26 protein-coding genes are annotated in these 26,131 nt (G+C 67.3%); 7 read left to right on the top strand and 19 right to left on the bottom strand.

The genetic code is table 11. From position 1 onward, the window contains the following. Positions 1 to 2 precede the first annotated feature (2 nt). The 6 genes from WS66_RS28130 to WS66_RS34505 all read right to left on the bottom strand — a co-directional run bounded on the left by WS66_RS28130 (position 3) and on the right by WS66_RS34505 (position 6,613). Positions 3 to 1,157: an ABC transporter ATP-binding protein gene (locus WS66_RS28130; RefSeq protein WP_059607330.1), complete on the bottom strand. Its 1,155-nt coding sequence runs from the start codon at positions 1,155 to 1,157 to the stop codon at positions 3 to 5. Between the two features lie 188 nt (positions 1,158 to 1,345). Continuing rightward, on the bottom strand, positions 1,346 to 2,461 hold the full coding sequence (locus tag WS66_RS28125) for a polyamine ABC transporter substrate-binding protein (protein ID WP_059607328.1): 1,116 nt from the start codon (positions 2,459 to 2,461) through the stop codon (positions 1,346 to 1,348). Between the two features lie 62 nt (positions 2,462 to 2,523). Further along, positions 2,524 to 3,957: an aspartate aminotransferase family protein gene (locus WS66_RS28120; protein ID WP_108064737.1), complete on the bottom strand. Its 1,434-nt coding sequence runs from the start codon at positions 3,955 to 3,957 to the stop codon at positions 2,524 to 2,526. Positions 3,958 to 3,993: 36 nt separating this feature from the next. Then, positions 3,994 to 5,331: a glutamine synthetase family protein gene (locus tag WS66_RS28115; protein ID WP_059605738.1), complete on the bottom strand. Its 1,338-nt coding sequence runs from the start codon at positions 5,329 to 5,331 to the stop codon at positions 3,994 to 3,996. 28 nt (positions 5,332 to 5,359) lie between these two features. Beyond that, positions 5,360 to 6,145, bottom strand: coding sequence for a gamma-glutamyl-gamma-aminobutyrate hydrolase family protein (locus tag WS66_RS28110; RefSeq protein ID WP_059605735.1), 786 nt, complete (start codon positions 6,143 to 6,145; stop codon positions 5,360 to 5,362). 285 nt (positions 6,146 to 6,430) lie between these two features. Further along, positions 6,431 to 6,613 (bottom strand): hypothetical protein, encoded by a 183-nt coding sequence (locus WS66_RS34505; protein WP_006488040.1) that lies wholly within the window; start codon positions 6,611 to 6,613, stop codon positions 6,431 to 6,433. Positions 6,614 to 7,081: 468 nt separating this feature from the next. Between WS66_RS34505 and WS66_RS28100 the strand changes: the two genes are divergently transcribed. Both WS66_RS28100 and WS66_RS28095 read left to right on the top strand, forming a co-directional pair. Next, entirely contained in the window at positions 7,082 to 7,633 is a 552-nt protein-coding gene (locus tag WS66_RS28100; RefSeq protein ID WP_014895828.1) for a cupin domain-containing protein, read from the top strand. An 85-nt stretch (positions 7,634 to 7,718) separates the two neighbouring features. Beyond that, on the top strand, positions 7,719 to 9,209 hold the full coding sequence (locus WS66_RS28095; RefSeq protein WP_059605733.1) for an aldehyde dehydrogenase: 1,491 nt from the start codon (positions 7,719 to 7,721) through the stop codon (positions 9,207 to 9,209). Positions 9,210 to 9,258: 49 nt separating this feature from the next. Here the strand turns inward: WS66_RS28095 and WS66_RS28090 are convergent, their stop codons facing one another. Continuing rightward, entirely contained in the window at positions 9,259 to 9,459 is a 201-nt protein-coding gene (locus tag WS66_RS28090; RefSeq protein WP_006754615.1) for a heavy-metal-associated domain-containing protein, read from the bottom strand. 332 nt (positions 9,460 to 9,791) lie between these two features. On the opposite strand from WS66_RS28090, the gene WS66_RS28080 reads away from it, so the two are divergent. Then, positions 9,792 to 10,124, top strand: a complete 333-nt coding sequence (locus WS66_RS28080; RefSeq protein WP_059605730.1) for a cupredoxin domain-containing protein — start codon at positions 9,792 to 9,794, stop codon at positions 10,122 to 10,124. Positions 10,125 to 10,136: 12 nt separating this feature from the next. After that, on the top strand, positions 10,137 to 10,973 hold the full coding sequence (locus WS66_RS28075) for an FTR1 family iron permease (RefSeq protein ID WP_059605727.1): 837 nt from the start codon (positions 10,137 to 10,139) through the stop codon (positions 10,971 to 10,973). Positions 10,974 to 11,060: 87 nt separating this feature from the next. Here the strand turns inward: WS66_RS28075 and WS66_RS28070 are convergent, their stop codons facing one another. The 7 genes from WS66_RS28070 to WS66_RS28040 form a co-directional block, all read right to left on the bottom strand. Next, on the bottom strand, positions 11,061 to 11,279 hold the full coding sequence (locus WS66_RS28070) for a hypothetical protein (RefSeq protein WP_059450688.1): 219 nt from the start codon (positions 11,277 to 11,279) through the stop codon (positions 11,061 to 11,063). Beyond that, positions 11,279 to 11,734, bottom strand: a complete 456-nt coding sequence (locus WS66_RS28065; protein WP_059605724.1) for a hypothetical protein — start codon at positions 11,732 to 11,734, stop codon at positions 11,279 to 11,281. Before WS66_RS28065 ends, WS66_RS28070 begins: the two co-directional genes overlap by 1 nt. A 50-nt stretch (positions 11,735 to 11,784) precedes the next feature. Then, positions 11,785 to 13,602, bottom strand: a complete 1,818-nt coding sequence (gene glmS / locus WS66_RS28060) for a glutamine--fructose-6-phosphate transaminase (isomerizing) (RefSeq protein ID WP_059605721.1) — start codon at positions 13,600 to 13,602, stop codon at positions 11,785 to 11,787. Between the two features lie 54 nt (positions 13,603 to 13,656). After that, positions 13,657 to 15,018 carry a bifunctional UDP-N-acetylglucosamine diphosphorylase/glucosamine-1-phosphate N-acetyltransferase GlmU gene (gene glmU, locus WS66_RS28055; protein ID WP_059605717.1) on the bottom strand — a complete coding sequence of 454 codons (1,362 nt, stop codon included), beginning with the start codon at positions 15,016 to 15,018 and terminating at the stop codon, positions 13,657 to 13,659. A gap of 134 nt (positions 15,019 to 15,152) precedes the next feature. Continuing rightward, positions 15,153 to 16,148 (bottom strand): tRNA 2-thiocytidine(32) synthetase TtcA, encoded by a 996-nt coding sequence (gene ttcA, locus WS66_RS28050; RefSeq protein ID WP_059605714.1) that lies wholly within the window; start codon positions 16,146 to 16,148, stop codon positions 15,153 to 15,155. Then, entirely contained in the window at positions 16,145 to 16,549 is a 405-nt protein-coding gene (locus tag WS66_RS28045) for a dihydroneopterin aldolase (protein ID WP_059450683.1), read from the bottom strand. The genes ttcA and WS66_RS28045 overlap by 4 nt, the downstream gene beginning before the upstream one ends. Before the next feature lie 78 nt (positions 16,550 to 16,627). Further along, positions 16,628 to 17,371 carry an SDR family oxidoreductase gene (locus WS66_RS28040; RefSeq protein ID WP_059605711.1) on the bottom strand — a complete coding sequence of 248 codons (744 nt, stop codon included), beginning with the start codon at positions 17,369 to 17,371 and terminating at the stop codon, positions 16,628 to 16,630. 13 nt (positions 17,372 to 17,384) lie between these two features. Here WS66_RS28040 and WS66_RS28035 point away from each other — a divergent pair, with 13 nt between their 5' ends. After that, positions 17,385 to 18,575 (top strand): class I SAM-dependent methyltransferase, encoded by a 1,191-nt coding sequence (locus tag WS66_RS28035; RefSeq protein WP_059605708.1) that lies wholly within the window; start codon positions 17,385 to 17,387, stop codon positions 18,573 to 18,575. A 13-nt stretch (positions 18,576 to 18,588) separates the two neighbouring features. Continuing rightward, positions 18,589 to 18,783 (top strand): DUF2905 domain-containing protein, encoded by a 195-nt coding sequence (locus WS66_RS28030; protein ID WP_057928625.1) that lies wholly within the window; start codon positions 18,589 to 18,591, stop codon positions 18,781 to 18,783. Positions 18,784 to 18,860: 77 nt separating this feature from the next. Here WS66_RS28030 and WS66_RS28025 read toward each other — a convergent pair whose 3' ends face one another. The 5 genes from WS66_RS28025 to WS66_RS28000 all read right to left on the bottom strand — a co-directional run bounded on the left by WS66_RS28025 (position 18,861) and on the right by WS66_RS28000 (position 24,571). After that, positions 18,861 to 19,082, bottom strand: coding sequence for a hypothetical protein (locus WS66_RS28025; protein ID WP_059450680.1), 222 nt, complete (start codon positions 19,080 to 19,082; stop codon positions 18,861 to 18,863). A gap of 98 nt (positions 19,083 to 19,180) precedes the next feature. After that, positions 19,181 to 20,089 (bottom strand): carbohydrate kinase family protein, encoded by a 909-nt coding sequence (locus tag WS66_RS28020; RefSeq protein WP_059605704.1) that lies wholly within the window; start codon positions 20,087 to 20,089, stop codon positions 19,181 to 19,183. Beyond that, entirely contained in the window at positions 20,086 to 21,366 is a 1,281-nt protein-coding gene (locus WS66_RS28015) for an AGE family epimerase/isomerase (RefSeq protein ID WP_059605701.1), read from the bottom strand. The genes WS66_RS28020 and WS66_RS28015 overlap by 4 nt, the downstream gene beginning before the upstream one ends. Beyond that, entirely contained in the window at positions 21,363 to 22,382 is a 1,020-nt protein-coding gene (locus WS66_RS28010; RefSeq protein ID WP_059605698.1) for a LacI family DNA-binding transcriptional regulator, read from the bottom strand. Before WS66_RS28010 ends, WS66_RS28015 begins: the two co-directional genes overlap by 4 nt. Before the next feature lie 350 nt (positions 22,383 to 22,732). Continuing rightward, positions 22,733 to 24,571, bottom strand: a complete 1,839-nt coding sequence (locus tag WS66_RS28000) for an EAL domain-containing protein (protein ID WP_059605695.1) — start codon at positions 24,569 to 24,571, stop codon at positions 22,733 to 22,735. A gap of 279 nt (positions 24,572 to 24,850) precedes the next feature. On the opposite strand from WS66_RS28000, the gene WS66_RS27990 reads away from it, so the two are divergent. After that, positions 24,851 to 26,101 carry an IS256 family transposase gene (locus WS66_RS27990; protein ID WP_059600046.1) on the top strand — a complete coding sequence of 417 codons (1,251 nt, stop codon included), beginning with the start codon at positions 24,851 to 24,853 and terminating at the stop codon, positions 26,099 to 26,101. The last annotated feature ends 30 nt before the right edge of the window (positions 26,102 to 26,131 follow it).

Genomic DNA, 26,131 nt, shown 5'->3' with positions numbered 1-26,131 from the left:
CCTCATTGCGTCAGCACGACGCCGCTGGCCGGCGACCACGACAGGAACACGTCGTCGTTCCACGCCGGCGCGCTGTCGTGCATCAGGTGCGAGCTCGACAGGTTCGACACCACCGTCTTGCCGCTCGGCAGGCGCACGTGGTACAGCGAGTACGCGCCCATGTACGCGATGTCGGTCACGACGCCGCGCGCCCAGTTGTGATGCGAGCCGGGCTTTTCGCGGGACACGTGCACGCGTTCCGGGCGCACCGAGATGCCGACCGGCATGCCGAGCGGGCCGGTCACGCCGTGGCTCACGTACATCCGCGCTTCGAGGTCGTCGCTTTCGACGAAGATGTGATCGGGTTCGTCCTCGACCACGTGCCCCTCGAACAGATTGGTCGAGCCGATGAATTCGGCCGAGAAACGGCTGTTCGGGAATTCGTACACTTCGCCGGGCGAGCCGATCTGCACGATCTTGCCTTCGCTCATCACCGCGAGGCGGCTCGCCATCGTCATCGCTTCTTCCTGGTCGTGCGTGACCATCACGCAGGTCACGTCGACCTTCTCGATGATGTTCACCAGTTCGAGCTGGGTCTTCTGGCGGATCTTCTTGTCGAGCGCGGACATCGGCTCGTCGAGCAGCAGCAGCTTCGGGCGCTTGACCAGCGAGCGGGCGAGCGCGACGCGCTGCTGCTGGCCGCCCGACAGTTGATGCGGCTTGCGCTTCGCGTACTTGCTCATCTGCACGAGCGCAAGCGCGTCGGCCACGCGTTCCTTGATTTCGTTCTTCGGCGTACCTTCCTGCTTCAGGCCGAACGCGACGTTCGACTCGACCGACATGTGCGGAAAGAGCGCGTACGACTGGAACATCATGTTCACCGGCCGGCGGTACGGCGGCAGCGACGCGAGGTCCTCGCCGTCGACGAAGATCTTGCCGGAGGTGGCCGTTTCCAGCCCGGCGAGCATGCGCAGCAGCGTCGACTTGCCGCAGCCCGAGCTGCCGAGCAGTGCGAACAATTCGTTTTTCGCGATCGTCAGATTTACGTTGTCGACGGCCGTGCTGTCGCCGAATTTCTTCACGACGTTTTCGATGCGCACGAACGTGTCGTTCTTCGAGCGGGCCAGGGCGGCCGGTTGGGTCTGGCGTGCAGCAGCGGAAGAGGGTATCGATTGCATGGGAGTCACCATTCGTTCTTCACGGATTGCAGGCGTGAGCGTCCCCGCGCGAGACGCGCAACGCGACTCGCGGACAACGGCTCGTGCCGGATGGAACAGGGCGCGCGGCGCGCGCAGGCGGACGGCGGTCCGCGTATCTCAGGCGCGCAGGCGTGGAGCGATGCCTGCGCTGCCGTGATGCATGGCGATCAGTGGCCGGTTTTCAGTTGCGCCCACAGACGGTTCTCGAGGCGCAGGATGTCGGCCGGCATCGGCTTCATCAGCACCATCTTCTTCAGGACGTCTTCGGGCGGATAGACGGTCGGATCCTGCGCGACGGACGGCGTCACGAACTGATGCGCGGCCTTGTTCGCGGTCGGGTAGAACACCGTGTTGGTGATCGCCGCGTTGACCTTCGCGTCCGACACGTAGTTGATCCACTTCATCGCGGCCTCGGGGTGCGGCGCATCTTTCGGGACAACCATCACGTCGAACCACAGCAGCCCGCCTTCCTTCGGATTCGCGAACTTGATGTCATACGCGCGCTTGGCCTCCGCCGAGCGGCGATGCGCGATACCGATGTCGCCTGACCAGCCGAGCGCGACGCATACGTCGTTGTTCGCGAGGTCGTTGATGTAGCCGGACGAGTTGAACTGGGTGATGTACGGGCGGACTTTCTTCAGGACTTCGAACGCAGCCTGGTAGTCGCCGGGGTTCGTGCTGTTCGGGTTCTTGCCCATGTATTGCAGCGTGGCTGCGAACACGTCGACGGCCTGGTCGAGGAACGACACGCCGCAGCCCTTCAGCTTTTCCATGTTGGCCGGGTCGAACACCAGCGCCCAGCTGTCGACCGGCGCCTTGTCGCCGAGCGCCTTCTTCACTGCCTGCACGTTGTAGCCGATGCCGTCGGTGCCATACGCCCACGGCACGCCGTACTGGTTGCCCGGATCGGCATCCGAGATCATCTTCATCAGCAGCGGATCGAGATTCGCGAGGTTCGGGATCTTCGATTTGTCGAGCTTTTGATACACGCCGGCCTGGATCTGCTTGGCCATGTAGTTCGAGGTCGGCACGACGATGTCGTAGCCCGAGCTGCCCGCGAGCAGCTTCGCCTGCAGCGTGTCGTCGCTGTCGTAGTTGTCGTACTTGACGTGAATGCCCGTCTGTTTCTGGAAGTTCGGAATCGTGTCGGGTGCGATGTAGTCGGACCAGTTGTAGACGTTCAGTTCGTCGGCGTGCGCCGACGGGCTGGCGACCGAAGTGAACGCGGCCGCGGCGGCAAGGGCCGCGACGGAACAGGCTTGGCGAAGAAAGCAGGCACGCATGGTGGAATTCCCCTGGGTTATGGCGGCGTGCGGCACCCGCCGCACGCCTGTAGGCAAAGTCGTTACGAAAGGCCCAGTTGCTGGGCGGTCGCATCGACGGCCTTCTTCGCCTTCGATACGAGCTCATCGATTTCCTGACGCGAGATCACGAGCGGTGGCGACAGCAGCATCCGGTCGCCGGTCGCACGCATGATCAGGTTGCCGCTGAAGCAGAAGTCCCGGCAGATCGTGCCGACGTCGCCGCCGTTCGCGAAGCGGCGGCGTTCGGCCGGCGACTCGGCGAGCTGCAGGCTCGCGACCATCCCGTGGCCGTGCACTTCGCCGACGATCGGATGACGCGCGAAGGTCTCGCGCATCAGCGCCTGGAAGTAAGGGCCAGTGTCGTGCTTCACGCGCTCGACGATCCCTTCGTCGCGCAGCAGCTTCAGGTTCGCGACCGCCACCGCCGCCGCGACCGGATGGCCCGAGTACGTGAGGCCGTGATTGAATTCGCCGTTGTCGATGATCGGGCGCGCGATGCGTTCATGGATGCCCACCGCGCCCATCGGCACGTAACCCGACGTCAGGCCCTTGGCCATCGTGATCAGGTCCGGCTCGAAGCCGAAGTGCTGATGCGCGAACCATTCGCCGGTGCGGCCGAAGCCGCCGATCACTTCGTCGGCGACGAGCAGGATGTCGTACTTGCGGCAGATCCGCTGGATTTCCGGCCAGTACGTCGACGGCGGGAAGATCACGCCACCCGCGCCCTGGAACGGCTCGCCGATGAACGCCGCGACGTTCTCCGCGCCGAGTTCGAGGATCTTCGCCTCGAGCTGCTGCGCGCGTGCGAGGCCGAATGCCTCGGGCGTCTCGCCGGCCTGCGCTTCGCCGAAGAAGTACGGCTGGTCGATGTGCACGATGTGCTCGACCTTCGACGGCATCTGCTCGTGCATGTAGCCCATCCCGCCGAGCGTGCCGCCCGCGATCGTCGAGCCGTGGTAGCCGTTCTTGCGCGAGATCACGTATTTCTTCTGCGCCTTGCCCTGCACGCGCCAGTACTGATGCACGAGGCGCAGCACGGTGTCGTTGCCTTCCGAGCCGCTGTTGCAGTAGAAGAAGTGATTGAAACCGGCGGGCGTCACTTCCGCGAGCATCGCGGAAAGCTCGATCACCGGCGGGTGCGTCGTCTTGAAGAACGTGTTGTAGAACGGCAGTTCCTGGAGCTGGCGATACGCTGCGTCGGCGAGTTCCTTGCGGCCGTAGCCGACGTTGACGCACCAGAGGCCGGCCATCCCGTCGATGACCTTGTTGCCGTCCGAGTCCCACAGATAGACGCCGTCGGCCTTCACGATCACGCGGCTGCCCGCGCGGTTGAGCGCGCCCATGTCCGAGAACGGGTGGATGTGGTGCGCGGCGTCGAGCGCGCGGTATTCGGCGGTCGAGCGTGCCTGCGTCGTGCGCGGTGCGGCGGCCGGCGCGGCCGGCTGGATCCAGGCAGATTCATTGCGGTAAGTCATGTTTCCTCCGTGATTCCGTAGTCGTCGTGCGCACGCTCAGACGTGCAGCAGCAGATGGCGGCGTTCCCACGAGCTGATCACGCGGAAGAACGCTTCGTATTCGGTTTCTTTCAGCGCGAAATACGCCTTCAGGAACTTGTGGCCGAGAATCTCGCCGAGCGGCTCGCATGCGGCCATCAGCGTGAGCCCTTCCTCGAGGTTGCGCGGCAGCTGGTACGGCAGTTCGTAGCCGTCGCTGACGAGCGGTTCGGTCGGTTCGAGACGCTGCGTCATGCCGAGATAGCCGGCCGCGAGCGTCGCCGCGAGCGCGAGGTACGGGTTGCAGTCGACGCCCGGGATCCGGTTCTCGATGCGGCGCGCGGCCGGGCCCGAGTGCGGGATGCGGAAGCCGACCGTGCGGTTGTCGTAGCCCCACTGCACGTTGATCGGCGCGGCCATGAAGCGCGACAGCCGGCGGTACGAATTGATGTACGGCGCGAAGATCGGCATCAAGGCGGGCGTGTATTTCTGCAGCCCCGCGAGGTAGTTGTAGAACATCGACGTCGCGCCGCCGGTTTCCCGCGACGTGAACAGGTTCTGGCCCGTCTCCTCGTCGACGATGCTCTGGTGCACGTGCATCGCCGAACCCGGCTCGTTTTCCATCGGCTTCGCCATGAACGTCGCGTACATGTTGTGACGCAGCGCGGCCTCGCGCACCGTGCGCTTGAACAGGAACACCTGGTCGGCGAGCGACAGCGCGTCGCCGTGCATGAAGTTGATCTCCATCTGCGCGGCGCCGACTTCGTGGATCAGCGTGTCGATGTCGAGGTTCTGTGCTTCGCAGTACTCGTAGATGTCCTCGAACAGCGGGTCGAACTCGTTGACCGCCTCGATCGAATACGACTGGCGGCCCGTCTCGGGGCGGCCCGTGCGGCCGACCGGCGGACGCAGCGGCAGGTCCGGGTCCTTGTTCATGTCGACCAGGTAGAACTCGAGCTCCGGCGCGACGACGGGCTTCCAGCCCTTCGCCTTGTACAGGTCGAGTACGCGGCGCAGCACGTAGCGCGGCGAGATCTCGACGGGCGAGCCGTCGAAGTGCACGCAGTCGTGGATCACTTGCGCGGTCGGGTCGACCGCCCACGGGATCAGGCGAATGGTCGACGTGTCGGGCACGCACACCATGTCGGGGTCGGTCACGCCGGTCAGCGAGCCGTCTTCCGGATACTCGCCGGTGACGGTCTGCACCATCACGGCCTGCGGCAGGCGCATCGATTCGCCGGACGTGAACTTGTTGCGCGGCGTGATCTTGCCGCGCGCGATGCCGGCCATGTCGGGAATGATCGCTTCGATCTCGGTGATCCGGTACTGCTTCAGAAATTCGTCGATGTCTTGCATGTTCGTTCTCGTTGGTTGTTCGACGCGCTCATGCGAGCGCGGCGGCGGCCCTGGTGCGCTCGCGGGCGTTCCGGCGGGCGCGGCATGCGTCGCCGAAGGCGCGGAAGATCGCGCTCGACAGCGGGTCATGCGCATGCCGCCATTCCGGGTGCCATTGCACGGCGAGGGCGAAGGCCGGTGCGTCGACGACGCTGACGGCCTCGACCAGGCCGTCCGGCGCGACCGCTTCGACGGCGAGGCCGGCACCGAGCTGCGCGACGCCCTGTTTGTGCAGCGAGTTCACGTGCACGTCGTCGCGGCCGCCGGCGAGCATGTGCAGCACGCCGCCGGGCGTCAGGCGCACGACGTGCGCGGGGCCGTATTGCGTGTCCATCGGCGCGTCGTCGTCCTCGCGGTGATCCGCGAGGCCGGGCACTTCGTGCACGCGCTGATGCAGCGTGCCGCCGCAGACGACGTTCAGCTCCTGGAAGCCGCGGCACACGGCCAGCACGGGCACGCCAGCGGCGATCGCCGCGCGCAGCAGCGGCAGCGTCGTCGCGTCACGCGCGGGATCGTGCTTCGTGCCGGGCTCGCTCGGCTCGCCGCCATACAGGTGCGGCTCGACGTTCGAATAGCTGCCGGTAAACAACAGGCCGTCGACCGTGGCGAGCACGTCGTCGGTCGACTGGCGATCGCCGAGCGCGGGCAGCACCATCGCGAGCGCGTGTGCGCCGTCGACGATCGCCGCGACGTACTTGTCGCCGACCGTGTGCGACGCATGTGCGCCGATTTGCGTGAAGTCGGCGGTGATGCCGACGAGGGGTTTCCTTTCCATGACGTCAATCAGTTGTCCGTAGGGCCATGGCGTGCGTTACGCGGGAAAATCGCGAAATGCAGGCGCGACACGGCCCCGCAGCCTGGCGAAATGCGCAAGGCCGCTGGTGAATGGGCGCAACGGGTTCGCATGGCGATCCGCGCTGCGCGCGACGGTCAGGCCGTCGTTCGTTTCGTTGCGCTGCGCGACGCGGCAATGGATGCGCGAACGCGTTCCGTCACCGCGCAGACGACGCGGCTGACGAGCAGGCAGTTGAAACGAACGACGAGAAAAGGAGGAGAGGCGCTATGGCAGCAGCGATGCGACTTCGTCGGTATCGACGGCCACGAACGCGCGTGCGGAAACGGCGTTGTGACGGCGAACGGAACGACGGGACAGGATGGTGTAGATCGACAGATGCAGCAGGCGAGGACTATGCCAGCCGCAACTGCCATCGGAAGCGGGAACAGCGCTGCGCAAACTTCGCACATCGCCTCGATCCCACCTCACCAGAGGGCCACGGACTCTCACGATTACACTCGACTGGTTTGTTGAAAGTATTGAACACCTGATCGTTTCGGCGCTCGAGGCGTTTAAAATAATCGAGGTGCCGGTCCTGCGTCATTTACATCGATGGGCATCAATTTTTACGTTGCAATAACGTTTTTCGGTGCCGATGAATGGCCAATGACGCTGACCTGAGAGCCAGCATATACGAGCCAAAAACGGCGTCAAATGTTTTTTGACGGTCTCGTGTCAGGGCTTTCCCGAGGCACTCCGAACAAAATATTCGTAAATGGAATGACCCGCTGGGTGTTCATTATTTCGAACGCCTTTCAGGGTTTTCCCCGCTGATGCGCGGCATAAAGTGATTAGAATATTCAACGGCTGCGTAACGCCGCTCCACGCGTCGTTTCACTTTTTCACCGCACTTCTATCGTGTCCGAAACCGAATCGATGTCCACCGAAGTCGCCGAGCGCCTGCGTTTCGTGCGCAACAAGCATGGCCTGTCGCAGCGCGAACTCGCGAAGCGGGCCGGCGTGACCAACGGCACGATCTCGCTGATCGAACAGGGGCGCGTAAGCCCGTCGGTCGGCTCGCTGAAGAAACTGCTCGAATGCATTCCGATGAGTCTCGCGGAGTTCTTCACGTTCGAACTCGTCGAATCGCGCTCGGTCGTATCGCGCCGCGACGAGATGCCGAACCTTGGCAACGACGCGCTCGCATTTCATCTCGTCGGCGCGGGCGTGAAGGACCGCAACATGTGCATCATGCGCGAGATCTACCAGCCGCTCGCCGATACGGGGCCGGAGATGCTCGTGCACGCGGGGCACGAGGGCGGCGTGGTCGTGTCGGGTCGGCTCGAGCTCACCGTCGACGGCGCGACCTGGCTGCTCGACCCCGGAGACGGCTACTACTTCGAAAGCCGTTTGCCGCACCGTTTTCGCAATCCCAGCGCGGAACAGCTCTGCGAGGTCGTGTCGGCGAATTCGCCGGCCACCTTCTGAGCCCGCATCACTGCATTCGTCGCCGGCAGTCTTGCCGTTGCGCGGCATGCCGCAGCACGAATGCCACGACAATTGAGGCATCCTGATGAACAAGTTGACTTTGGCTGACTGGCAGGACAAGGCGGCGTCGCTCACGATTGAAGGGCGCGCATTCATCGACGGCACGTCGCGCGACGCGCACGGCGGCAGGACGTTCGACTGCGTGAGCCCGATCGACGGCCGCGTGCTCGCGAAGGTGGCCGATTGCGGAGAGCCCGACGTGAACGCCGCCGTCGCGGCCGCGCGCCGCGCGTTCGACGCCGGCGTGTGGGCCGGACTGAACCCGCGCGCGCGCAAGGCCGTGCTGCTGCGCTGGGCCGCGCTGATGCGCGAGCATCTCGACGAACTTTCGCTGCTCGAGACGCTCGATGCGGGCAAGCCGATCGGCGACACCACGACGGTTGACGTGCCGGGCGCCGCTTATTGCGTCGAGTGGTTCGCCGAAGCGATCGACAAGGTTGGCGGCGAAGTCGCGCCGGCCGACCATCATCTCGTCGGTCTCGTCACGCGCGAGCCGGTCGGCGTGGTGGCGGCCGTCGTGCCGTGGAACTTCCCGATCCTGATGGCCGCATGGAAGTTCGGCCCGGCGCTCGCGGCCGGCAACAGCGTCGTGCTGAAGCCGTCGGAGAAATCGCCGCTGACCGCGATCCGCGTCGCGCAGCTCGCATACGAGGCCGGCATCCCGGCCGGCGTGTTCAACGTTGTGCCGGGCGCGGGCGAACCGGGCAAGCTGCTCGCGCTGCATCGCGATGTCGACTGCATCGCGTTCACCGGCTCCACCGCGGTCGGCAAGCTGATCATGCAGTACGCCGCGCAGTCGAACCTGAAGCGCGCGTGGCTCGAGCTCGGCGGCAAGTCGCCGAACATCGTGCTGCCGGATTGTCCGGACCTCGAGCGCGCCGCGCAGGCCGCGGCCGGGGCGATCTTCTACAACATGGGCGAGATGTGCACGGCCGGCTCGCGCCTGCTCGTGCATCGCGACATCAAGGACGCGTTCATCGAGAAGCTGGTGGCGGCCGCGCGCGCGTACGTGCCGGGCAACCCGCTCGATCCGTCGGTATCGATGGGCGCGATCGTCGACGGGATCCAGCTCGAGCGCGTGCTCGGCTACATCGATGCCGGGTGCAAGGAAGGCACGCTCGTCACGGGCGGCGCGCGCGTGAAGGAGGAGACGGGTGGCTTCTACGTGGAACCGACGGTGTTCGAGGTAAAGCCCGATGCGAAGATCGCGCGCGAGGAGATCTTCGGCCCCGTGCTGTCGGTGATCGTGTTCGACGATGTCGACGAGGCGGTGCGGATCGCGAACGACACCGAATACGGGCTGGCCGCGGCCGTGTGGACGTCGAACCTGACGACCGCGCACGACGTGTCGCGCCGGCTGCGGGCGGGCACGGTGTGGGTGAACTGCTACGACGAAGGCGGCGACATGAACTTCCCGTTCGGCGGCTACAAGCAGTCGGGCAACGGCCGCGACAAGTCGCTGCACGCGCTCGAGAAATACACCGAGCTGAAGTCGACGCTGATCCGGCTGCGCTGACGCGGCCGGTGTACGGGCGCGGTGCCGAGGGGTGCCGCGCCCGCGCGCGTCAGGCCGAGCGCAATGCCGGGTGGAAGCCCGCGGCTTCGATGATCGACTGCACGCGTTCGGCGCCTTGCGCCGATTCGACCTTGACCGTCTTCGCGGCCACGTCGATGTCGAGCTTCGCGGCGGGGTCCGCTGCCGTCACGGCGCGCGTGATGGCGTTGGCGCAGCCGCCGCAGGTCATGTCCTGGACTTCGAATTCCATCGTGTTCTCCTGGGTTGATTGGCGATTCACAAACATCGCCAGCATGAAGCTTGCCATGGTGGGAAGGTCAAGCCATTCGTCGCGTTCGACACCGCACAAGCAATTTGTAAAGCTGATGTCAGACGAATCGCAATTTGCCCGTGTGCGTCAGTCCGAATTTTTCCCGATTGACGGCCGCGTATTGCCGGCGAAATCTCGCGGAGCCTTGCACGACAAGGTGCGCGTCGCATTACTGACGCCCGATGTCCCTGTCACGTGTAAGGGTACTGGGAGAGGGAAATGCGAATCGATCTTACTATCGATTCCCCTCGATATTTCATTTCGGTACCCGTATGAATCGCTTCGCTTTCGGTTTCGCACTGGCCCTGCTGGGCGCATCGGCAACGTCCGCATTCGCTGCCGACGACGTCGTCAACCTGACCCTGAAGAACCACAAGTTTTCGCCCGACGGCGTGACGATTCCGGCCGGCAAGAAGGTGAAGTTCGTCGTGAAGAATCTCGATGCGACGCCCGCGGAATTCGAAAGCGACGATTTCAAGGCGGAGAAGGTCGTGCCGGCCGGCAAGTCGGTCGAGATCCTGGTCGGGCCGCTGAACGCCGGCACCTACGAGTTCCACGACGAGTATCATGAAGCGCAGTCGAAGACGCACCTGACCGTCAAATAAGCGGATATCGCCATGCTGTCTACCGCCCTGATCGTCTTTCGTGAAGTGCTCGAGGCCGCGCTGGTGGTGTCGATCGTGATGGCCGCGACGAAGGGCGTGCCGAGCCGCGGCTGGTGGGTCGGCGGCGGGCTCGTCGGCGGCGTGATCGGTGCCGGCCTGATCGCCGCGTTCGCCGACGTGATTTCGCAGTGGGCCTCCGGCATGGGGCAGGAAGTCTTCAACGCCGGCGTGATGTTCGTCGCGACGCTGATGCTCGCGTGGCACTGCATCTGGATGAGCCGCCACGGCCGCGAGATGGCGCTGCACATGGGCGAGGTCGGCCGGGCCGTCGCAGCCGGCAGCCGGCCGCTGACCGGGCTCGCGATCGTCGTCGGCGTGGCGGTGCTGCGCGAGGGCTCCGAGGCCGTGCTGTTCCTGTACGGCATCGCGGCGGGCGATCCGGGACAGACGCCGCAGATGATCGCCGGCGGGCTGCTCGGCGTGCTGGGCGGCGCCGGGCTCGGCTACGCGATGTATGCGGGCCTGCTGCAGATTCCGCTCAAGCGCCTTTTCTCCGTCACCAACGCGCTGATCGTGCTGCTCGCGGCGGGGATGGCGAGCCAGTGCGTCGGCTTCCTGCTTGCCGCCGGCCTCGTGCCGTCGTGGGGCGATGCGGTCTGGGATACCTCGTGGCTGCTCAAGGAATCGAGCATCGTCGGCAAGGCGCTGCATACGCTGATCGGCTATACCGCGCGTCCGGCGGGGATCCAGATCGTTGCGTACGTCGTCACGCTGGTCGCGATCGTCGTGCTGGCGCGGCTCGTCGGCCGGCCCCGGACGGTGGTGCCGCCGCCGCGGCCTGTTGCCTGAGCGGGCCGGGGCCGAATGCAGAAAGGGGCGTCATGGACGCCCCTTTTTTTCTTGCGTTGACGGCTCGCGCGCAGCCGCGCGGCCCGTTCAGCGATGGTTGTCGATCCATGCGCGGGCCCATTCGAGCCCCGCTTCGCGCGCTTCGTCCTCGGTATCGAACACGCCGAGCACGCCCGACGCTTCGACGAGCCGATTGTTCTGCGTGATCGTGCCGCTCGCCGCGAAGCGTTCGGGCTGCAGGATTTCATCCTGCTGCAGGATCGAATGGCCCCAGATCTGGTAGCCGTGATAGGTCTGCGCTTCCATTATCGCGTCACCTCCGCGGAGCGGCTGCTCGTGCCGACACGCAGCACGTTGCCGTCCGGTGTGTATTGCCGCGGGATGTCCGAGAACTTGAGTGCGTGCGGCGTGTCGGGCATGGCCGGCTGCATCACCGTGAGCCGGCCCGGCGTAGGCTGCGCGACCGGGCGCGGTGCGGCCGGCGCATCGACCGTCGCGGCGGTCGGTCGATGCGGCGTGCTTTTCACGGCTTGTGCGACGCGGCGCTTGTGCGGCTTGACCGCAGCCTTCGGCTGCACGCTCGCGTGCTTTTCCACGGTCTTGCGGCCGGCGTGCACGTCGGCACCTGGGCGCGCTGCCGGCGTACGCGCCGCCGGCAACCGCGCCTCGGGCGGGTTCCAGACTTCGACGTAGTGCTCGGCCGCCCAGCCCGTCGACGCGAAGGTCAGCGCCAGCAATCCGCATCCAAACAGTCTTACCATGGTCTCTCCGTCAGTCTCGTCGGCGCGCCGGACCGCGCTGCGCCGATTGCTTACTCCACCGTCACCGACTTCGCGAGGTTGCGCGGTTTGTCGACGTCGGTGCCGCGCGCGCATGCGGTGTGATATGCGAGCAGTTGCAGCGGCACGACGTGCAGGATCGGCGACAGCTGCCCGTAGTGTTCCGGCATCCGGATCACGTGCAGGCCTTCGTCGTTGACGATCTGCGTGTCGGCATCCGCGAACACGTACAGCTCGCCACCGCGTGCGCGCACTTCCTGCATGTTCGACTTCAGCTTCTCGAGCAGCGTGTCGTTCGGCGCGACCGTGACGACCGGCATCGCTTCGGTGACGAGCGCGAGCGGCCCGTGCTTCAGTTCGCCGGCCGGATACGCCTCGGCATGGATGTACGAGATTTCCTTCAGCTTCAGCGCGCCTTCGAGCGCGATCGGGTAGTGCAGCCCGCGGCCGAGGAACAGCGCGTTTTCCTTGCGCGCGAATTCCTCCGACCACGCGATGATCTGCGGCTCGAGCGCGAGCACGCTGTTCAGCGCGGCCGGCAGGTGGCGCAACTGCTTCAGGAATTCGGCTTCCTGCGCGGCGTCGACGTGCCCGCGCAGCTTGCCGAGCGTCGCGGCCAGCACGAACAGCGCGACGAGCTGCGTCGTGAACGCCTTGGTCGACGCAACGCCGATCTCGGTGCCCGCGTGCGTCAGGAACTGCATCTCGGTGAGGCGGACCATCGCGCTCGTCGCGACGTTGCACACCGCGAGCGTATGCGTGTGGCCGAGCGACTGCGCGTGCTTGAGCGCGGCGAGCGTGTCGGCCGTCTCGCCCGATTGCGAGATCACCAGCACGAGCTGGCGCGGGTTCGGGACCGATTCGCGGTAGCGGTATTCGCTCGCGATCTCGACCTGGGTCGGGATCTTCGCGATCGATTCGAGCCAGTACTTCGCGGTGAGGCCCGAGTAGTAGCTCGTGCCGCACGCGAGGATCAGCAGGCTGTCGATCTCCGCGAACGCGGCGGGGGCCGCATCGCCGAACAGCGTCGCGTCGAATGCTTCGGTTTGCGGCACCGTGTCGCCGATCGCGCGCGGCTGCTCGAAGATTTCCTTCTGCATGAAGTGGCGATACGGGCCCAGCTCGACCGCGCCGCCGTATGCGCTGACGACGCGGATCTCGCGCTGCGCGAGCGCGCCGTGACGATCGACGATCTTCACGCCGTCGAGCGACAGCTCGCACACGTCGCCTTCCTCGAGGAACGTGAAGCGGTCGGTGCTGCCGGCCAGCGCGAGTGCGTCGGACGCGAGGAAGTTCTCGCCGTCGCCGTGGCCGACGACGAGCGGCGAACCCTGGCGCGCGCCGACGACGGTGTGCGGCTGGTCCTTGTGCGTCACCGCGATCGCATAGGCGCCGTGCAGCTGCTGCACGGCTTCGCGCACGGCCTCGAACAGGTCGCCGCGATACAGGCTGTGCACGAGGTGCGCGATGACTTCGGTGTCGGTCTGCGACACGAACTCGTAGCCCTTCGCGCGCAGCGCTTCGCGCAGCGGCTCGAAGTTCTCGATGATGCCGTTGTGCACCAGCGCGAGCGCGTTCGACGAGAAGATCGGATGCGCGTTGTTCGTGACGGGCGCGCCGTGCGTCGCCCAGCGCGTGTGCGCGACGCCGGTCGTGCCTTCGAGATGCGATTCCTGCACCTGCGCATCGAGATCGGCGACGCGCGCGACGCTGCGCGCGCGCTTGGGCGCGCCCGGCTCGAGCACGGCGACGCCGCACGAGTCATAGCCACGGTATTCGAGGCGCCGCAATCCTTCGATCAGCACCGGAACGATATTACGCTGCGCAACTGCGCCGACAATGCCGCACATGAATGGTCCATCCTGTAAGTCGACGCGGGCGCCGTCCGGGCGCCCGCTAAAGGTTCAGCTCTTCTTCTTGACCGGGCGGACGTAGCCGCTCTTCGTCGTTTGGGTCTTCTCGTTCAATGCGAGCAGGCCGTCGGCAACGTCCTTCCAGATCGTCGTGCCGGCCGCGATCGTCACACCGCGGCCGACGCGCACCGGCGCGACGAGCTGCGTGTCGGAGCCGACGAACACGTCGTCCTCGATCACGGTGCGGAACTTGTTCGCGCCGTCGTAGTTGCAGGTGATCGTGCCCGCGCCGATGTTCACGCGCGCGCCGATGTCGGCGTCGCCGATGTAGGTGAGGTGGTTCGCCTTCGAGCCGTGGCCGATCACCGCGTTCTTCACCTCGACGAAGTTGCCGACGTGCGCTTCGTCCGCGAGCTGCGCGCCCGGGCGCAGCCGCGCGTACGGGCCGATCACGGTGTTCGCGCCGAGCTCGGCGCCGTCGATGTGCGTGAACGCGTCGATGCGCGTGCCGGCGCCGACCGACGCGTTGCGGATCACGCAGTTCGGGCCGATCGTCACGTTGTCGGCGAGCGTCACGTTGCCTTCGAACACGCAGTTCACGTCGATCGACACGTCGCGGCCGCAGCGCAGCGTGCCGCGCACGTCGAGCCGCGCCGGATCGGCGAGCGTGACGCCGTCGACGAGCAGCGCATCGGCGACGTTGCGCTGATGGATGCGCTCGAGCTCCGCGAGCTGCGCCTTGCTGTTCACGCCGAGCGTTTCCCATTCCTCGTCGGGCTGCGCCGTGACGATCTCGAAGCCGGCCTCGATCGCGAGCTCGACGACGTCGGTCAGGTAGTACTCGCCCTGCGCGTTCTCGTTCTTCAGCGCGCCGAGCCACATCGACAGCTGGGCCGTGGGCGTGACGATGATGCCGGTGTTGATCTCGGCGATCTTCAGCTGCTCGGGCGACGCGTCCTTCTGCTCGACGATGCGCGTGACGAAGCCGGACGCGTCGCGCACGATGCGGCCGTAGCCGGTCGGGTCGTCGAGCGTGACGGTCAGAATCCCGTAGCGGCCCTCGCGCGCGGCGTCGACGAGACGCCGCAGCGTCGACGCGCGGGTGAGCGGCACGTCGCCGTACAGCACCAGCGTCGGTTGCGCGGGATCGAGCAGCGGCAGCGCCTGGCGTACCGCGTGGCCGGTGCCGAGCTGCTCGGCCTGCACCGCGAACTGGACGTCGGGCGCGGCGACGGCGGCCTGGACCTGCTCGGCGCCGTGACCGACCACGACGACGAGCCGCGACGGCTGCAGCGTGCGCGCGGTGGCGATGACGTGGGAGAGGAGCGGCCTGCCGGCCAGGGGATGGAGCACTTTCGGCAGCGCGGAACGCATGCGCTTGCCGGTGCCTGCCGCCAAAATCACGATATTCATGGCGCCAGCTTGTCAGAGGAGTTCGAAGCCGTCCATTTTAGCATGCGGCCCCCGTCGTTCCGGGCCTGTCGCGGCGGGGCGACAGCGCCGGAACGACGCTGCGGCCCCGGTTCCGGCGGGTGTTCGGACCCTGCTTACAGGTCGTCGAACTGGACGATCGAGATCGGTTTCGCGGCGCCCGGCGCGGCGGTCTCTTCGCCGGACGCGCACGGCTCCTCGTCGAACGCGATGTCGCCCTGCGGATCGGCAACGCCGGTCGCGCGCAGCGACGCGAACGGGAACTGGGTCGTATCCATCAGGTGCGACGGCACGACGTTCGCGAGCGCGCTGAACATGTTGTCGACGCGGCCCGGGAAGCGCTTGTCCCATTCGCGGATCAGCGCCTTCATTTCCGCGCGCTTCAGGTTCGGCTGGCTGCCGCACAGGTTGCACGGGATGATCGGGAATTCGCGCAGCTCCGCGTATTTCTCGAGATCGGTTTCCTTCACGTATGCGAGCGGGCGGATCACGACGTTCCTGCCGTCGTCCGACTGCAGCTTCGGCGGCATTCCCTTCAGCTTGCCGCCGTAGAACATGTTGAGCAGCAGCGTCTGCAGGATGTCGTCGCGGTGGTGGCCGAGCGCGATCTTGGTCGCGCCGAGCTCGCCGGCCACGCGGTACAGGATCCCGCGGCGCAGCCGCGAGCACAGCGAGCAGGTCGTCTTGCCTTCGGGCACGAGCCGCTTGACGATGCTGTAGGTGTCCTGGTTCTCGATGTGGAACGGCACGCCGACCTGCGTCAGGTACTCGGGCAGCACATGTTCAGGGAAGCCCGGCTGCTTCTGGTCGAGGTTGACCGCGACGATGTCGAAGTCGATCGGCGCGCGCTCGCGCAGGCGCAGCAGCACGTCGAGCATCGCGTAGCTGTCCTTGCCGCCCGACAGGCACACCATCACCTTGTCGCCCTGCTCGATCATGTTGTAGTCGCCGATCGCCTGGCCGACCTGGCGCACGATCCGCTTGAACAGCTTGTTGTTCTCGTACGCTTCCTTCTGCTCGCGGCGCGTCAGCACGCGGCGGCCGGTGTCGGCGGCGGTGGCTTCGATGGCGGCGCCATCGGCCGCCGTGTCGTTCATGTGGGGGGCGTTCATGCGCGCTCCTCGTCCTTGATGCGAAAGACTTCGACACCGACGGCGTCGCAGTCCGGATAGGCGTCCGGTTTCTCGGTACAGACGCGTACCGCGCGCACGGCGTCGTGCGCCAGCAGGTTCGCGGCGATCGCGTCGCACAGCGTTTCCTGCAGGTGGATGTGGCCGCGCGCCACGCACTGCGCGACGCTCTGCTTCATCAGGTCGTAGTCGACGACTTCATGCAGCCGGTCGTCGACGGGGGTGGACAGCGCGAGCGGCACGAACAGGTCGACGTTGATGACGACGCGCTGCTCGCCGCGCTTCTCGTGTTCGAAGGCCCCGATGTTGATGTGCACCTCGTAGTCGCGCAGGTAGAGCCTGCGGCAGTCCGCGAGGCGGGGGTGCAGGAGAGCGGAAAACATGGTCGTCCCAGTCAAATTGGCGTGCGCGCACGCAAAGCGGCGCGGGCGGCGGCGATCACGCCGCGCGATCCGCGCGGTTCATTCATTCGGGCCGGCGGCGGGCGGCACCAGGTGCTCGCCGCCGTCGACGGTCAGCGTCGCGCCCGTGACGCCGGGCGCGCTCGCGAGATAGCAGGCCGCCGCCGCGATGTCGTTCGCGTGCGGCGCATGGCCGCGCACGAGCGCCGCGACGCGCACCTTCGGCGCCAGCGCCAGCGCCAGCGCGGAGGTCGCGCGGTTCAGCGCGGCCTGCATCAGCGCGTGCGACAACTGCGCCGGCGCCGGGTGAAACAGGGCCTGATCCAGCACGTGGATCACGCAGGCGCGCAGCGATTCGTCGTCACGCGCGGCGTCGGGCGTCGCGTCGGCAAGCGCCCGGGCCAGCGCGAGCGGCGCCGTCACGTTGCGCGCGAGCGCGGCGGCGAGCGATGCGCCGTCCACGGTGTGCGCGTCGTCGGTGGCGGCGCATGCACTCACGAACACAGCACAGGCGGGCCGGCCGAGCGCCGCAGCACACGCGGCGACGAGCGCGGCCGCGTCGGTTTCCAGGGCCAGATCGGCGTCGAGCACGACTGCACGGCGCCCGCGGGCGGCGACTTCGGCGACGAGCGCGTCGGCGGCCGCGCGCGGCGTGCCGGGGCTGCGCTGCAGCGCGACGTCCCAGCCGTGCTGCGCGAATCCGGTCGCGAGCGCGCGACCGAGCGACGCGGCGTCGGCCGCGCTGCCCAGCGCGCCGGCGACGAGCGCGATGCGCGGGGGCGACGTATCGGCTGAAACGGTCATTTACAATGCCGGGATGAACCCGAAAGCTCACGAACCCGCTAGTTTACCTGCTCCCGGCCCTGACGCGCTCGCGCAGTCCGAAACCCTTGCTGCGCAACTGCGCGACGAGATCGCGGCGGCCGGCGGCTGGCTGCCGTTCGACCGCTTCATGGAGCGCGCGCTGTATGCGCCCGGCCTCGGCTATTACAGCGGCGGCGCGCGCAAGTTCGGCCGCCGCGCCGACGACGGCAGCGACTTCGTGACGGCCCCCGAGCTGTCGCCGCTGTTCGCGCAGACGCTCGCGAATCCCGTCGCGCAAGCGCTGGCGGCAAGCGGCACGCGCCGCGTGATGGAGTTCGGCGCGGGCACGGGCAAGCTCGCGGCCGGGCTGCTCGCGGCGCTCGATGCGCTCGGCGTCGAGCTCGACGAATACCTGATCGTCGACCTGTCCGGCGAACTGCGCGAACGGCAGCGCGACACGATTGCGGCGGCCGCGCCGGCGCTCGCCGCGAAGGTGCGCTGGCTCGACGCGCTGCCCGAGCGCTTCGACGGCGTCGTGGTCGGCAACGAGGTGCTCGACGCGATGCCGGTGCGCCTCTTCGCGAAGGCGGGCGGCGTGTGGCTCGAGCGCGGCGTCGCGCTCGACGCGCGGCACGCGTTCGTGTTCGACGACCGGCCCGCCGGCGCGGCCGGCCTGCCGCCGGTGCTCGCGACGCTCGACGTCGACGACGGCTACGTGACCGAGACGCACGAAGCCGCGCTGGCGTTCACGCGTACCGTATGCACGATGCTCGGGCGTGGCGCGGTGCTGCTGGTCGACTACGGGTTCCCCGCGCACGAGTACTACCATCCGCAGCGCGACCGCGGCACGCTGATGTGCCACTACCGCCATCACGCGCATGACGACGCATTCCTGTACCCGGGGCTGCAGGACATCACCGCACACGTCGAATTCACGGGCATCTACGACGCGGGCGTCGCGACCGGCGCCGACCTGCTCGGCTACACGTCGCAGGCGCGCTTCCTGTTGAACGCGGGCATCACCGACGCGCTGGCCGCGATCGATCCTTCCGACATCCACCAGTTCCTGCCGGCCGCGAACGCGGTGCAGAAGCTGATCTCGGAAGCGGAGATGGGCGAGTTGTTCAAGGTGATCGCGTTCTCGCGCGGGATCGACGGCACGCTCGACGCCTTCGCGCGCGGCGACCGCTCGCACGCGCTCTGACGAGGCGCCCGGGATGCTGCGCTGGCTGATGGCCTCGTTCGTCGCGGTGATGATCCTGACGCGCTGCTGGCCGTGGCTCGGCAAGTTCGGCATCGGGCGGATGCCGGGCGACGTCACGCTGACGCTCGGCGGGCGGCGCTACCCGTTCCCGTTCATGTCGACGCTGGTGCTGACGATGCTGGTGTCGATGGTGGCGCGGCTGCTCTGAGCCGCGCCGAATGCGGCGGCGCGCCGCGACCGGGCCGCGGCGCGCGTGTGATGGTTCGGCGCGTCACGGTTCGAGCGTTACAGTTCGATTTCGCCGAGGATCCGGTGCGCGAGCGCCTTCGCTTCGTCGAACGCCTCTTCCTCGCTCGGACTCGTCGTGTGGACGTCGTAGCGCATGTTCTCCGTCTCGTCGCCGTCGTCCCGGGCGAGGATCACGTAACCCTGGAACTGTCCGTTGGCGGCGTGCTGCGTATGCGCCTTGGCCGTGTAGATGCCTTTCGTGAACGTGTTCGTGTCCATCGTGCCTCTCCCGCAATAGGACACTTCATCGTAGCACTGCGGCGCAGCATGTACAGCGCCGCTAATCGGCGACCGATCAGCGCGCCGTCATCGTCCCGTCACCGTTCGAGCAGCGCGACGACCTCGTCGAGCGTCGGCGCATGCGCGCCCGTATGCCGGCACGCGGCGGCGCCCGCCGCGAGCGCGAACGCGAGATGCTCGCGCCACGACCGCTGCGGCGCGGCCATCAGGCTGAACAGCATGCCGCCGATCGACGCGTCGCCCGCGCCGACGGTGTCGACCACCTCGACGCGCGGCGGGCTGGCCTCGAGCACGTCGCCGTCCGCGTAAAGCGTGGCCGCCTGCGCGCCGCGCGTGACGAGCACGGCCGCGCGCGGATTCAGCGCGCGCACCGCGGCGACCGCATCGGGGCCGTCGCCGCCGAACAGGTGGCGCAGGTCCTCGTCGGACACCTTGATCAGGTCGGCGAGCGCGGCCATCTTCTCGAGCGTCGGCCGGTACGCGGCCGTCATCAGGTTCCGGTAGTTCGGATCGAAGCTGATCTTCACGCCACGCGCGTGCAGGTCGGCCGCGAGCGCGACGAGCGTGCCCGCGAGCGGTTCGCGCACGAGGCTGATGCAGCCGAAGTGCGCCCACTTCACGTGTCCGGCCCAGCCGGCCGGCAGCCGCGCCGGGTCGAACGCGAGATCCGCGCTCGCTTCGCCGATGAAGAAGTACGCGGGCGGCCGCGTCTCGTGGACGATCGCGAGCAGCGGCGCGCGCGGCACCCGCTGCAGGAAGCGCAGGTCGAGCCCGGCCGCCTCGCTGGTACGCCACAGCACGTCGGAGAAGCAGTCTTCGCCGATCGCGCCCGCGAGCGCGCTCGGCACGCCGAGCCGCGCGACCGCGCGCGCGACGTTCCAGCCGGCGCCGCCCGGCACCGAGGTCCACTGCGCGTCGCCCGCACGCACCATGTCGGTCAGGATGTCGCCCGCCGACACGAAGGCCGGAAAGGTGCCGCCGCTCATTGCGTCGGCTCGCTGCGCGCCGCGCGCGCGAGGGTCGCGAGCACGTCGTAGCATGCGCCCATCGTGTGATAGTCGGTCTTGCCGGCCGGGCTCTTCTCGTCGCTGTACTTGCGGTTGTCGCAGGTGAGGATCCGGTACCACGCGCCGTAGCGGTGATCGACGAAATGCGTCCAGCTGTAGCGCCAGATCTCGTCGTACCAGTCCCAGAAGCGCTCGCTGCCGGTGCGCGCGCCGAGCATCGCGGCCGCCGCGAAGGTTTCCGCCTGCACCCAGAAATACTTGTTGTGGTCGCAGATCGTGAAGTCGGGGCCGAAGCCGTAGCAGAGGCCGCCGTGATCGGCGTCCCACGCATGCGTGAGCGCCGCGTCGAACAGCTCGGCCGCGCGCGGCACGAGCCAGTCGAGCGGGCGGTGCCGCTCCAGGATCAGCAGCAGCTTCGCCCATTCGGTCTGGTGCCCGGGCTGGAAGCCCCACGGACGGAAGATGTTCGAGCTGTCCTCCTTGTTGTAGTCCCAGTCGACCGACCAGTCCGCATGGTAGTGCTCCCACACGAGGCCGCCCGACAGCGAAGCCTGGCGCCGCGTGACATGGGTCGCGAGCTTTTCCGCGCGATCGAGATAGGTGAGATGGCCGGTCGCCTCGTACGCCGCGAGCAGCGCTTCCGTCATGTGCATGTTCGCGTTCTGGCCGCGGTACGACGACACGTTCCAGTTCGGCGTCGCGTCGTCCGCGTAGAGGCCGGCGGCCGCGTCCCAGAAGCGGTGCTCGGCGAGCTCGTAGGTCGACGCGATCAGCGCGCGCGCTTCATCGATGCCGGCCATCGCAGCGTGCGCGGCCGCCAGCAGCACGAACGCGAGCCCGTAGCAGTGGCGCGTGCCGTCGAGCGTCGCGCGTTTCGCGCCGTCGCGCCAGTCGAGTTCCCAGTCGTAGCCCTGCAGCGCTTCATCCCAGTGCGCGTCGCGCAGGAAGCGCAGCCCGTGGCGTGCGTAGTCGAGGTGGCGCGGATCGCCGAAATGCCGGTACGCCATCGCGTAGTTGAAGACGAACCGGCAGCTGCTGACCAGGTGCCGCGACGTGCGGTTGTAGATGCTGCCGTCGTCGCGGAAGTAATGGTAGAAGCCGCCCGTCGGGTCGAACGCGTTCTGCGCGTAGAAGCGCAGCGTGTCCTCGATGTGCGACAGCAGGAACGACGGCTCGCGGAAGCTCGCGACGAACGGTGCCGCTTGCGCGTGGGCGGCCGGCGCGGCCGTGCGGGATTGGACCGGGGGCATGTTCATGATTCGGTGACCGTGGCGGTATCGAGTGCCGGTGAGCCGGCGGGCTGGCTGCTGGCCCGTACGATCAGTTCGACGGGCAGGGAGATCTCGGTGCGCTCGGGCGATTCGGCGAGCAGCAGTTCGACGCCGCGGCGGCCGAGCGCTTCCTTGTCGACGGCGAGCGTCGTGAGCGGCGGGTTCGCGTGCGCGGCGGCCGGGATGTCGTCGAAGCCGACGATCGCGATGTCTTCCGGAATCCGCACGCCGCGCGCGATGCACACGCGCTGCGCGGCCAGCGCGGCGGCGTCGTTGTACGCGAACACGGCGTCCGGGCGTGGGCCGGGCGCGTCGAGCAGCTGCTGCATCGCGCGCGCGGCGCCGGTGTCGGGGTCGAGCCCGGCGTCGATCGTCACTTCGTACGCGGGATCGAACAGCCTCCCGGCCTCGAAGAACGCGCGGCGGTAGCCGATCGCGCGCTGCGCGATGCTGAAGTGCGCGGCCGAGCCGCCGATGAACGCGATCCGCGAGCGGCCGATGGCGAGCAGGTGGCGCATCGCGAGCGCCGCGCCCGTCGCGTTGTCGATGTTCACCGAGCGCAGGCCGGGCGCCCACAGGTCGATCAGCACGAGCGGCCGGCCGGTCGCGGCGAGCGCCTCGATCGTCTCGGGCTCGATGAAGCCGGCCACCGCGATCGCGTCGGGCGCGTGCGGGCGCATCTGACGCAGCACGTCGTCGTTCGGGCCGACCGTGAGCAGCGTCGGCACGATGCCGCGCTCGCGGCACGCGTCCTCGACGCCGTGCAGCACGTGCGAGAAGAACGGGCTGGCGGGAAAGCGGTTGTGCTGGCGGTGCAGCAGGAAGGTGAGCCGGCGGATGCGCGGGCGCAACTGGGCCGGGTCGTAGCCGAGGTGCTGCGCGATCTCGACGACGCGCGCCCGCGTGGCTTCCGACAGGCCCGGCTGGTTTTTCAGCGCGCGGGAGACGGTGCCGATCGAGACCTCTGCCGCCCGCGCTACGTCGCGAATGGTGGTGCCCATCGTTCGGGTCCGGTTTGTTTAGGATGACGGCGATTGTATAGTAAAACACGGCGCCAAATTCGGGCCGGATAACCGGGGAATACCCGGAAATAACGGGTTTTTACGCGCTAATCTGCGAAAACGACGTTACTAAAAATACTAAACAAAACGCGGAAAAGGCAAGGTGATCGCATGGAAAGGGGCGATGCCGGCGGGGCGGACGAGGCGCACGCGTTCGGATGCACGGTCCGCGACGGACGAACGGCAGGCCGTTGCCCGGAGTCGATTGGGGGCCGGCGCAGGTGCGCGGCGCCGGCACCGCCGTCCGCACCGGCCGGTTAGCGCGCTTGCGTGCGGCAACCGCCCGCCGTTCAGCCCGCCGCCGCGTGCGGCGGCCCGCCGCGATCGCGCAGCGCCGCGCGGCCTGAATCGAGATCGACGACCGCGAGCCCGCCCGGCTGCTGTTTCGCGCGCCGCTTCGCGAGCGCCGCGACCGACGCGATCTCGTCGCTGCCATAGCGCATCGCGCCGTGCGCACCCGCCGGCACGCCGACCGCGCCGATCGCCATCGTCACGAAGCCGAAGAACGCCGGGTTGCCGTGGCGGTCCTCGCCGCGCAGCCCGCCTGCCTGCCGGTCGGCCTGCGTGTAGAAGCGCTGCGCGCCTTCGTTGAAGCGCGCGATCGCGTCGGTCGCGCGCGCGTGCCAGTCGTCGCGCTGGAACAGCACGAGGAAATCGTCGCCGCCGACGTGCCCGAGAAAGTCGCGCTGCGGGTCGCACACGCCGGCCAGCACCGTCGCGGCGAACTTCAGCACCTCGTCGCCTTGCCAGTAGCCGTACTGGTCGTTGAACGGCTTGAACTGGTTCAGGTCGACGTAGCACGCATGAAAGCCGGCGTCGCGCTGGAGCAGGCGGTCGATGTGCGCGCTGATCGGAATGTTGCCGGGCAGGAAGGTCAGCGGGTTCGCGTAGCGCGCGGCTTCGATGCGCATCTCGGTCACCGCGCGCACGAGGCTCTCGCCGGTGCCGAGCCCGACGTAGCGGCCGTGTTCGGTGATCACGAAGCCGTCCGCGAGATAGCGCTGGTCGTGGCTCGCGAGCAGCGTCGCGAGTTGCTCGAACGTCGTCGCGTTGTCGATCATCAGCGGCGCATCGTTCGCGAACTGCAGGCACGGTTTCTTTCCGAACACCTCGCGGTGATACGGCAGCGCGAAGCGGTCGATGAAGCCGCGGCGATTCACGAGCGCGACCGGCCGCCCGTGTTCGACGAGCGCGACCGCATGCAGGTCGGGCATCCGGTTGAACAGGTCGAGCACGTCGTTGCTGGTCGCGTCGCGCGGCAGCGGCGGCGCGGCGACGAGCATTTTCGCGGCGATCGTGCCGGCCGGCCGCACGGTGCGCGTCGCGCCGGGAAACACCGCGATGTGCGGTGCGCGGATCGCATCGCGCGCGGCCGGCGCGACGACCCGCGACGGCTGCGCGTCCGGCCGGCCGAGCAGGAAGCCCTGCACGCAGCAGATGCCCATGTCGCGCACGACGATCAGGTCGCATTCGTTCTCGATGCCTTCCGCGATCAGTCGCGCGCCGCTCGCCTGCGCGAAGTGCTGCATGGCCTTCACGGCCTCGAACTTGAGCGGGTCGCGCGAGATGTCGTGGATGAAGAAGCGGTCAACCTTCACGACGTCCGGCTGCAGGCGCAGCCACAGGTTCATGCTCGCGTTGGCGGTGCCGTAGTCGTCGAGCGCGAACTGGATGCCGGCGTCGCGCAGCGACGCGACCGCCGGCCCGATGTGCGCGACATCCAGTATCGCGTTCTGCTCGGTCAGCTCGATCACGATGCGCTCCGCGCCGATGCGCGCGCGGCCGAGAAACTGGCGCGCGCGCTCGCGCTCGATGGCGAGCTGCAGGATCGCGCCGGCGCTGAAATTGAGGAACAGCTTGCCGTCGCAGCCGAGCGCCGCGAACGCGTCTAGGCAGGTGAGCGCGGCGGCCTGTTCGAGCGCGATGGTCGCGCCTTCGCGCGCGGCCTGCGCGAACAGCGCGGCCGGCGCCTCGAGGTCGGTGCCGCGCGGGCCGCGGATCAGGCCTTCGTAGCCGACGACCGTCCCCGACCCGAGGTCGACGATCGGCTGGAACACGGCCGCGAGCGCACGCTCCACGATCAGGCGCGTGGTGTGGGCGGTGGACGAGTCGGGATGGGGCGCGGGCATGGGCGAGGGTGAGGGCGGCCGAGGCGACGGGACGCCCGACTTTAACGGCAGCGTGTGCGAAGAATTGAATGAAGATTTCGTGACGCGATGCGCGTTGATGGTGCATGCATCGCGTTGGGTGGACGGGGGGCGGTGCGACGGAGGAAGCGGAAGAAGCGGAAGAAGCGGAAGAAGCGGAAGAAGCGGAAGAAGCGGAAGAAGCGGAAGAAGCGGAAGAAGCGGAAGAGGGCCTGTCAGTAATTTCGTGTTCAAGGCATATGATCCTCCCCAGGAGAACCTATGCCTCGCAAACCGAAAACCCCACCGGTAGAGCTACCGGCGATTCCCGCTGAACTGCTTGAACAATTCGGCAACGGCCCGATGACGGCCGAAGCGATCAATGCCGCGACGCTAGCCCTCAAGAAGGCGCTGATCGAGCGAGCGCTGGGCGGTGAGATGAATCACCACCTCGGCTACGCGCCGGGCGCGGCAAAACCGGCCAGCGTGACGAACCAGCGCAACGGCCGTGGCGCCAAGACGGTTCTGACCGAAGACGGACCGATCCGCATCGAAGTACCGCGCGACCGCGACGGCAGTTTCGAACCACTGCTGATCCCCAAACACGAACGACGCTTCACGGGCTTCGACGACAAGATCGTTGCGATGTACGCACGGGGCATGACCGTGCGCGAGATTCAGGGCTTTGTGCTGGAGCAGTACGGCACGGAAGTTTCGCCCGAATTCATCAGTTCGGTGACCGATGAGGTCATGGCCGAAGTGACGGCCTGGCAGGCCCGGCCACTCGAACCGATGTATCCGGTCGTATTCTTCGACGCGCTGCGCGTGAAGATTCGCGAAGACGCCGTCGTGCGCAACAAGGCCGTCTATCTGGCACTGGGCATTCTGCCCGACGGCACGCGTGACATCCTGGGCCTGTGGATCGAGAACACCGAGGGCGCCAAGTTCTGGATGAAGGTATTCAATGATCTGAAAACACGCGGCGTGGGCGACATCCTGATTGCCGTGACCGACGGCCTCAAGGGCATGCCCGAAGCACTTGCGGTGGTGTTTCCGGCCACGACGCTGCAAACCTGCATCGTCCACCTGATCCGCAACAGTCTCGATTACGCGAGCTGGAAAGACCGCAAGTCCCTCGCTGCTGCGATCCGCCCGATCTATACCGCCCCGAGCGCTGAAGCCGCGCAGGCCGAGCTGGATGCGTTTGCTGACGGTCCGTGGGGGCAGAAATTCCCGCCGGTCAGCACGGCGTGGCGCAACGCCTGGGATCGCGTGATTCCGTTCTTTGCGTTCCCGCCGGGCGTGCGCAAGGTGATCTACACGACGAACGCCATCGAGAACATCAATTCGCAGCTACGCAAGATCATCAAGACCCGAGGTCACTTCCCGACCGATGATGCCGCGACGAAACTGATCTGGCTGGCGCTGCGCAACATCACTGCCGATTGGGGACGTGCCGCTCACGACTGGAAGACAGCGATGAACCAATTCGCTATCCTCTACGAGGACCGGTTCGTTCGACCATCCGTGTGAATCTCAACCCCGCCTTGAACACGGAAATTC

The sequence above is a fragment of the Burkholderia sp. LA-2-3-30-S1-D2 genome (assembly GCF_001523915.2).
Lineage (GTDB): Bacteria > Pseudomonadota > Gammaproteobacteria > Burkholderiales > Burkholderiaceae > Burkholderia > Burkholderia diffusa.
This window is presented reverse-complemented; position numbering and strand designations above follow the sequence as displayed.

Coding starts and splice junctions, on each gene's coding strand:
- WS66_RS28090 (WP_006754615.1), bottom strand. CDS start 9,459: ATGGAATTCGAAGTCCAGGACATGACCTGCGGCGGCTGCGCCAACGCC.
- WS66_RS28020 (WP_059605704.1), bottom strand. CDS start 20,089: ATGAGCGGCGGCACCTTTCCGGCCTTCGTGTCGGCGGGCGACATCCTG.
- WS66_RS28015 (WP_059605701.1), bottom strand. CDS start 21,366: ATGAACATGCCCCCGGTCCAATCCCGCACGGCCGCGCCGGCCGCCCAC.
- WS66_RS28035 (WP_059605708.1), top strand. CDS start 17,385: ATGAACCCGAAAGCTCACGAACCCGCTAGTTTACCTGCTCCCGGCCCT.
- WS66_RS28070 (WP_059450688.1), bottom strand. CDS start 11,279: ATGGAAGCGCAGACCTATCACGGCTACCAGATCTGGGGCCATTCGATC.
- WS66_RS28010 (WP_059605698.1), bottom strand. CDS start 22,382: ATGGGCACCACCATTCGCGACGTAGCGCGGGCGGCAGAGGTCTCGATC.
- WS66_RS28065 (WP_059605724.1), bottom strand. CDS start 11,734: ATGGTAAGACTGTTTGGATGCGGATTGCTGGCGCTGACCTTCGCGTCG.
- WS66_RS28120 (WP_108064737.1), bottom strand. CDS start 3,957: ATGACTTACCGCAATGAATCTGCCTGGATCCAGCCGGCCGCGCCGGCC.
- glmS (WP_059605721.1), bottom strand. CDS start 13,602: ATGTGCGGCATTGTCGGCGCAGTTGCGCAGCGTAATATCGTTCCGGTG.
- WS66_RS27990 (WP_059600046.1), top strand. CDS start 24,851: ATGCCTCGCAAACCGAAAACCCCACCGGTAGAGCTACCGGCGATTCCC.
- ttcA (WP_059605714.1), bottom strand. CDS start 16,148: ATGAACGCCCCCCACATGAACGACACGGCGGCCGATGGCGCCGCCATC.
- WS66_RS28100 (WP_014895828.1), top strand. CDS start 7,082: ATGTCCACCGAAGTCGCCGAGCGCCTGCGTTTCGTGCGCAACAAGCAT.
- WS66_RS28110 (WP_059605735.1), bottom strand. CDS start 6,145: ATGGAAAGGAAACCCCTCGTCGGCATCACCGCCGACTTCACGCAAATC.
- WS66_RS28045 (WP_059450683.1), bottom strand. CDS start 16,549: ATGTTTTCCGCTCTCCTGCACCCCCGCCTCGCGGACTGCCGCAGGCTC.
- WS66_RS28115 (WP_059605738.1), bottom strand. CDS start 5,331: ATGCAAGACATCGACGAATTTCTGAAGCAGTACCGGATCACCGAGATC.
- WS66_RS28095 (WP_059605733.1), top strand. CDS start 7,719: ATGAACAAGTTGACTTTGGCTGACTGGCAGGACAAGGCGGCGTCGCTC.
- glmU (WP_059605717.1), bottom strand. CDS start 15,018: ATGAATATCGTGATTTTGGCGGCAGGCACCGGCAAGCGCATGCGTTCC.
- WS66_RS28000 (WP_059605695.1), bottom strand. CDS start 24,571: ATGCCCGCGCCCCATCCCGACTCGTCCACCGCCCACACCACGCGCCTG.
- WS66_RS28025 (WP_059450680.1), bottom strand. CDS start 19,082: ATGGACACGAACACGTTCACGAAAGGCATCTACACGGCCAAGGCGCAT.
- WS66_RS28125 (WP_059607328.1), bottom strand. CDS start 2,461: ATGCGTGCCTGCTTTCTTCGCCAAGCCTGTTCCGTCGCGGCCCTTGCC.
- WS66_RS28130 (WP_059607330.1), bottom strand. CDS start 1,157: ATGCAATCGATACCCTCTTCCGCTGCTGCACGCCAGACCCAACCGGCC.
- WS66_RS28080 (WP_059605730.1), top strand. CDS start 9,792: ATGAATCGCTTCGCTTTCGGTTTCGCACTGGCCCTGCTGGGCGCATCG.
- WS66_RS28030 (WP_057928625.1), top strand. CDS start 18,589: ATGCTGCGCTGGCTGATGGCCTCGTTCGTCGCGGTGATGATCCTGACG.
- WS66_RS28075 (WP_059605727.1), top strand. CDS start 10,137: ATGCTGTCTACCGCCCTGATCGTCTTTCGTGAAGTGCTCGAGGCCGCG.
- WS66_RS28040 (WP_059605711.1), bottom strand. CDS start 17,371: ATGACCGTTTCAGCCGATACGTCGCCCCCGCGCATCGCGCTCGTCGCC.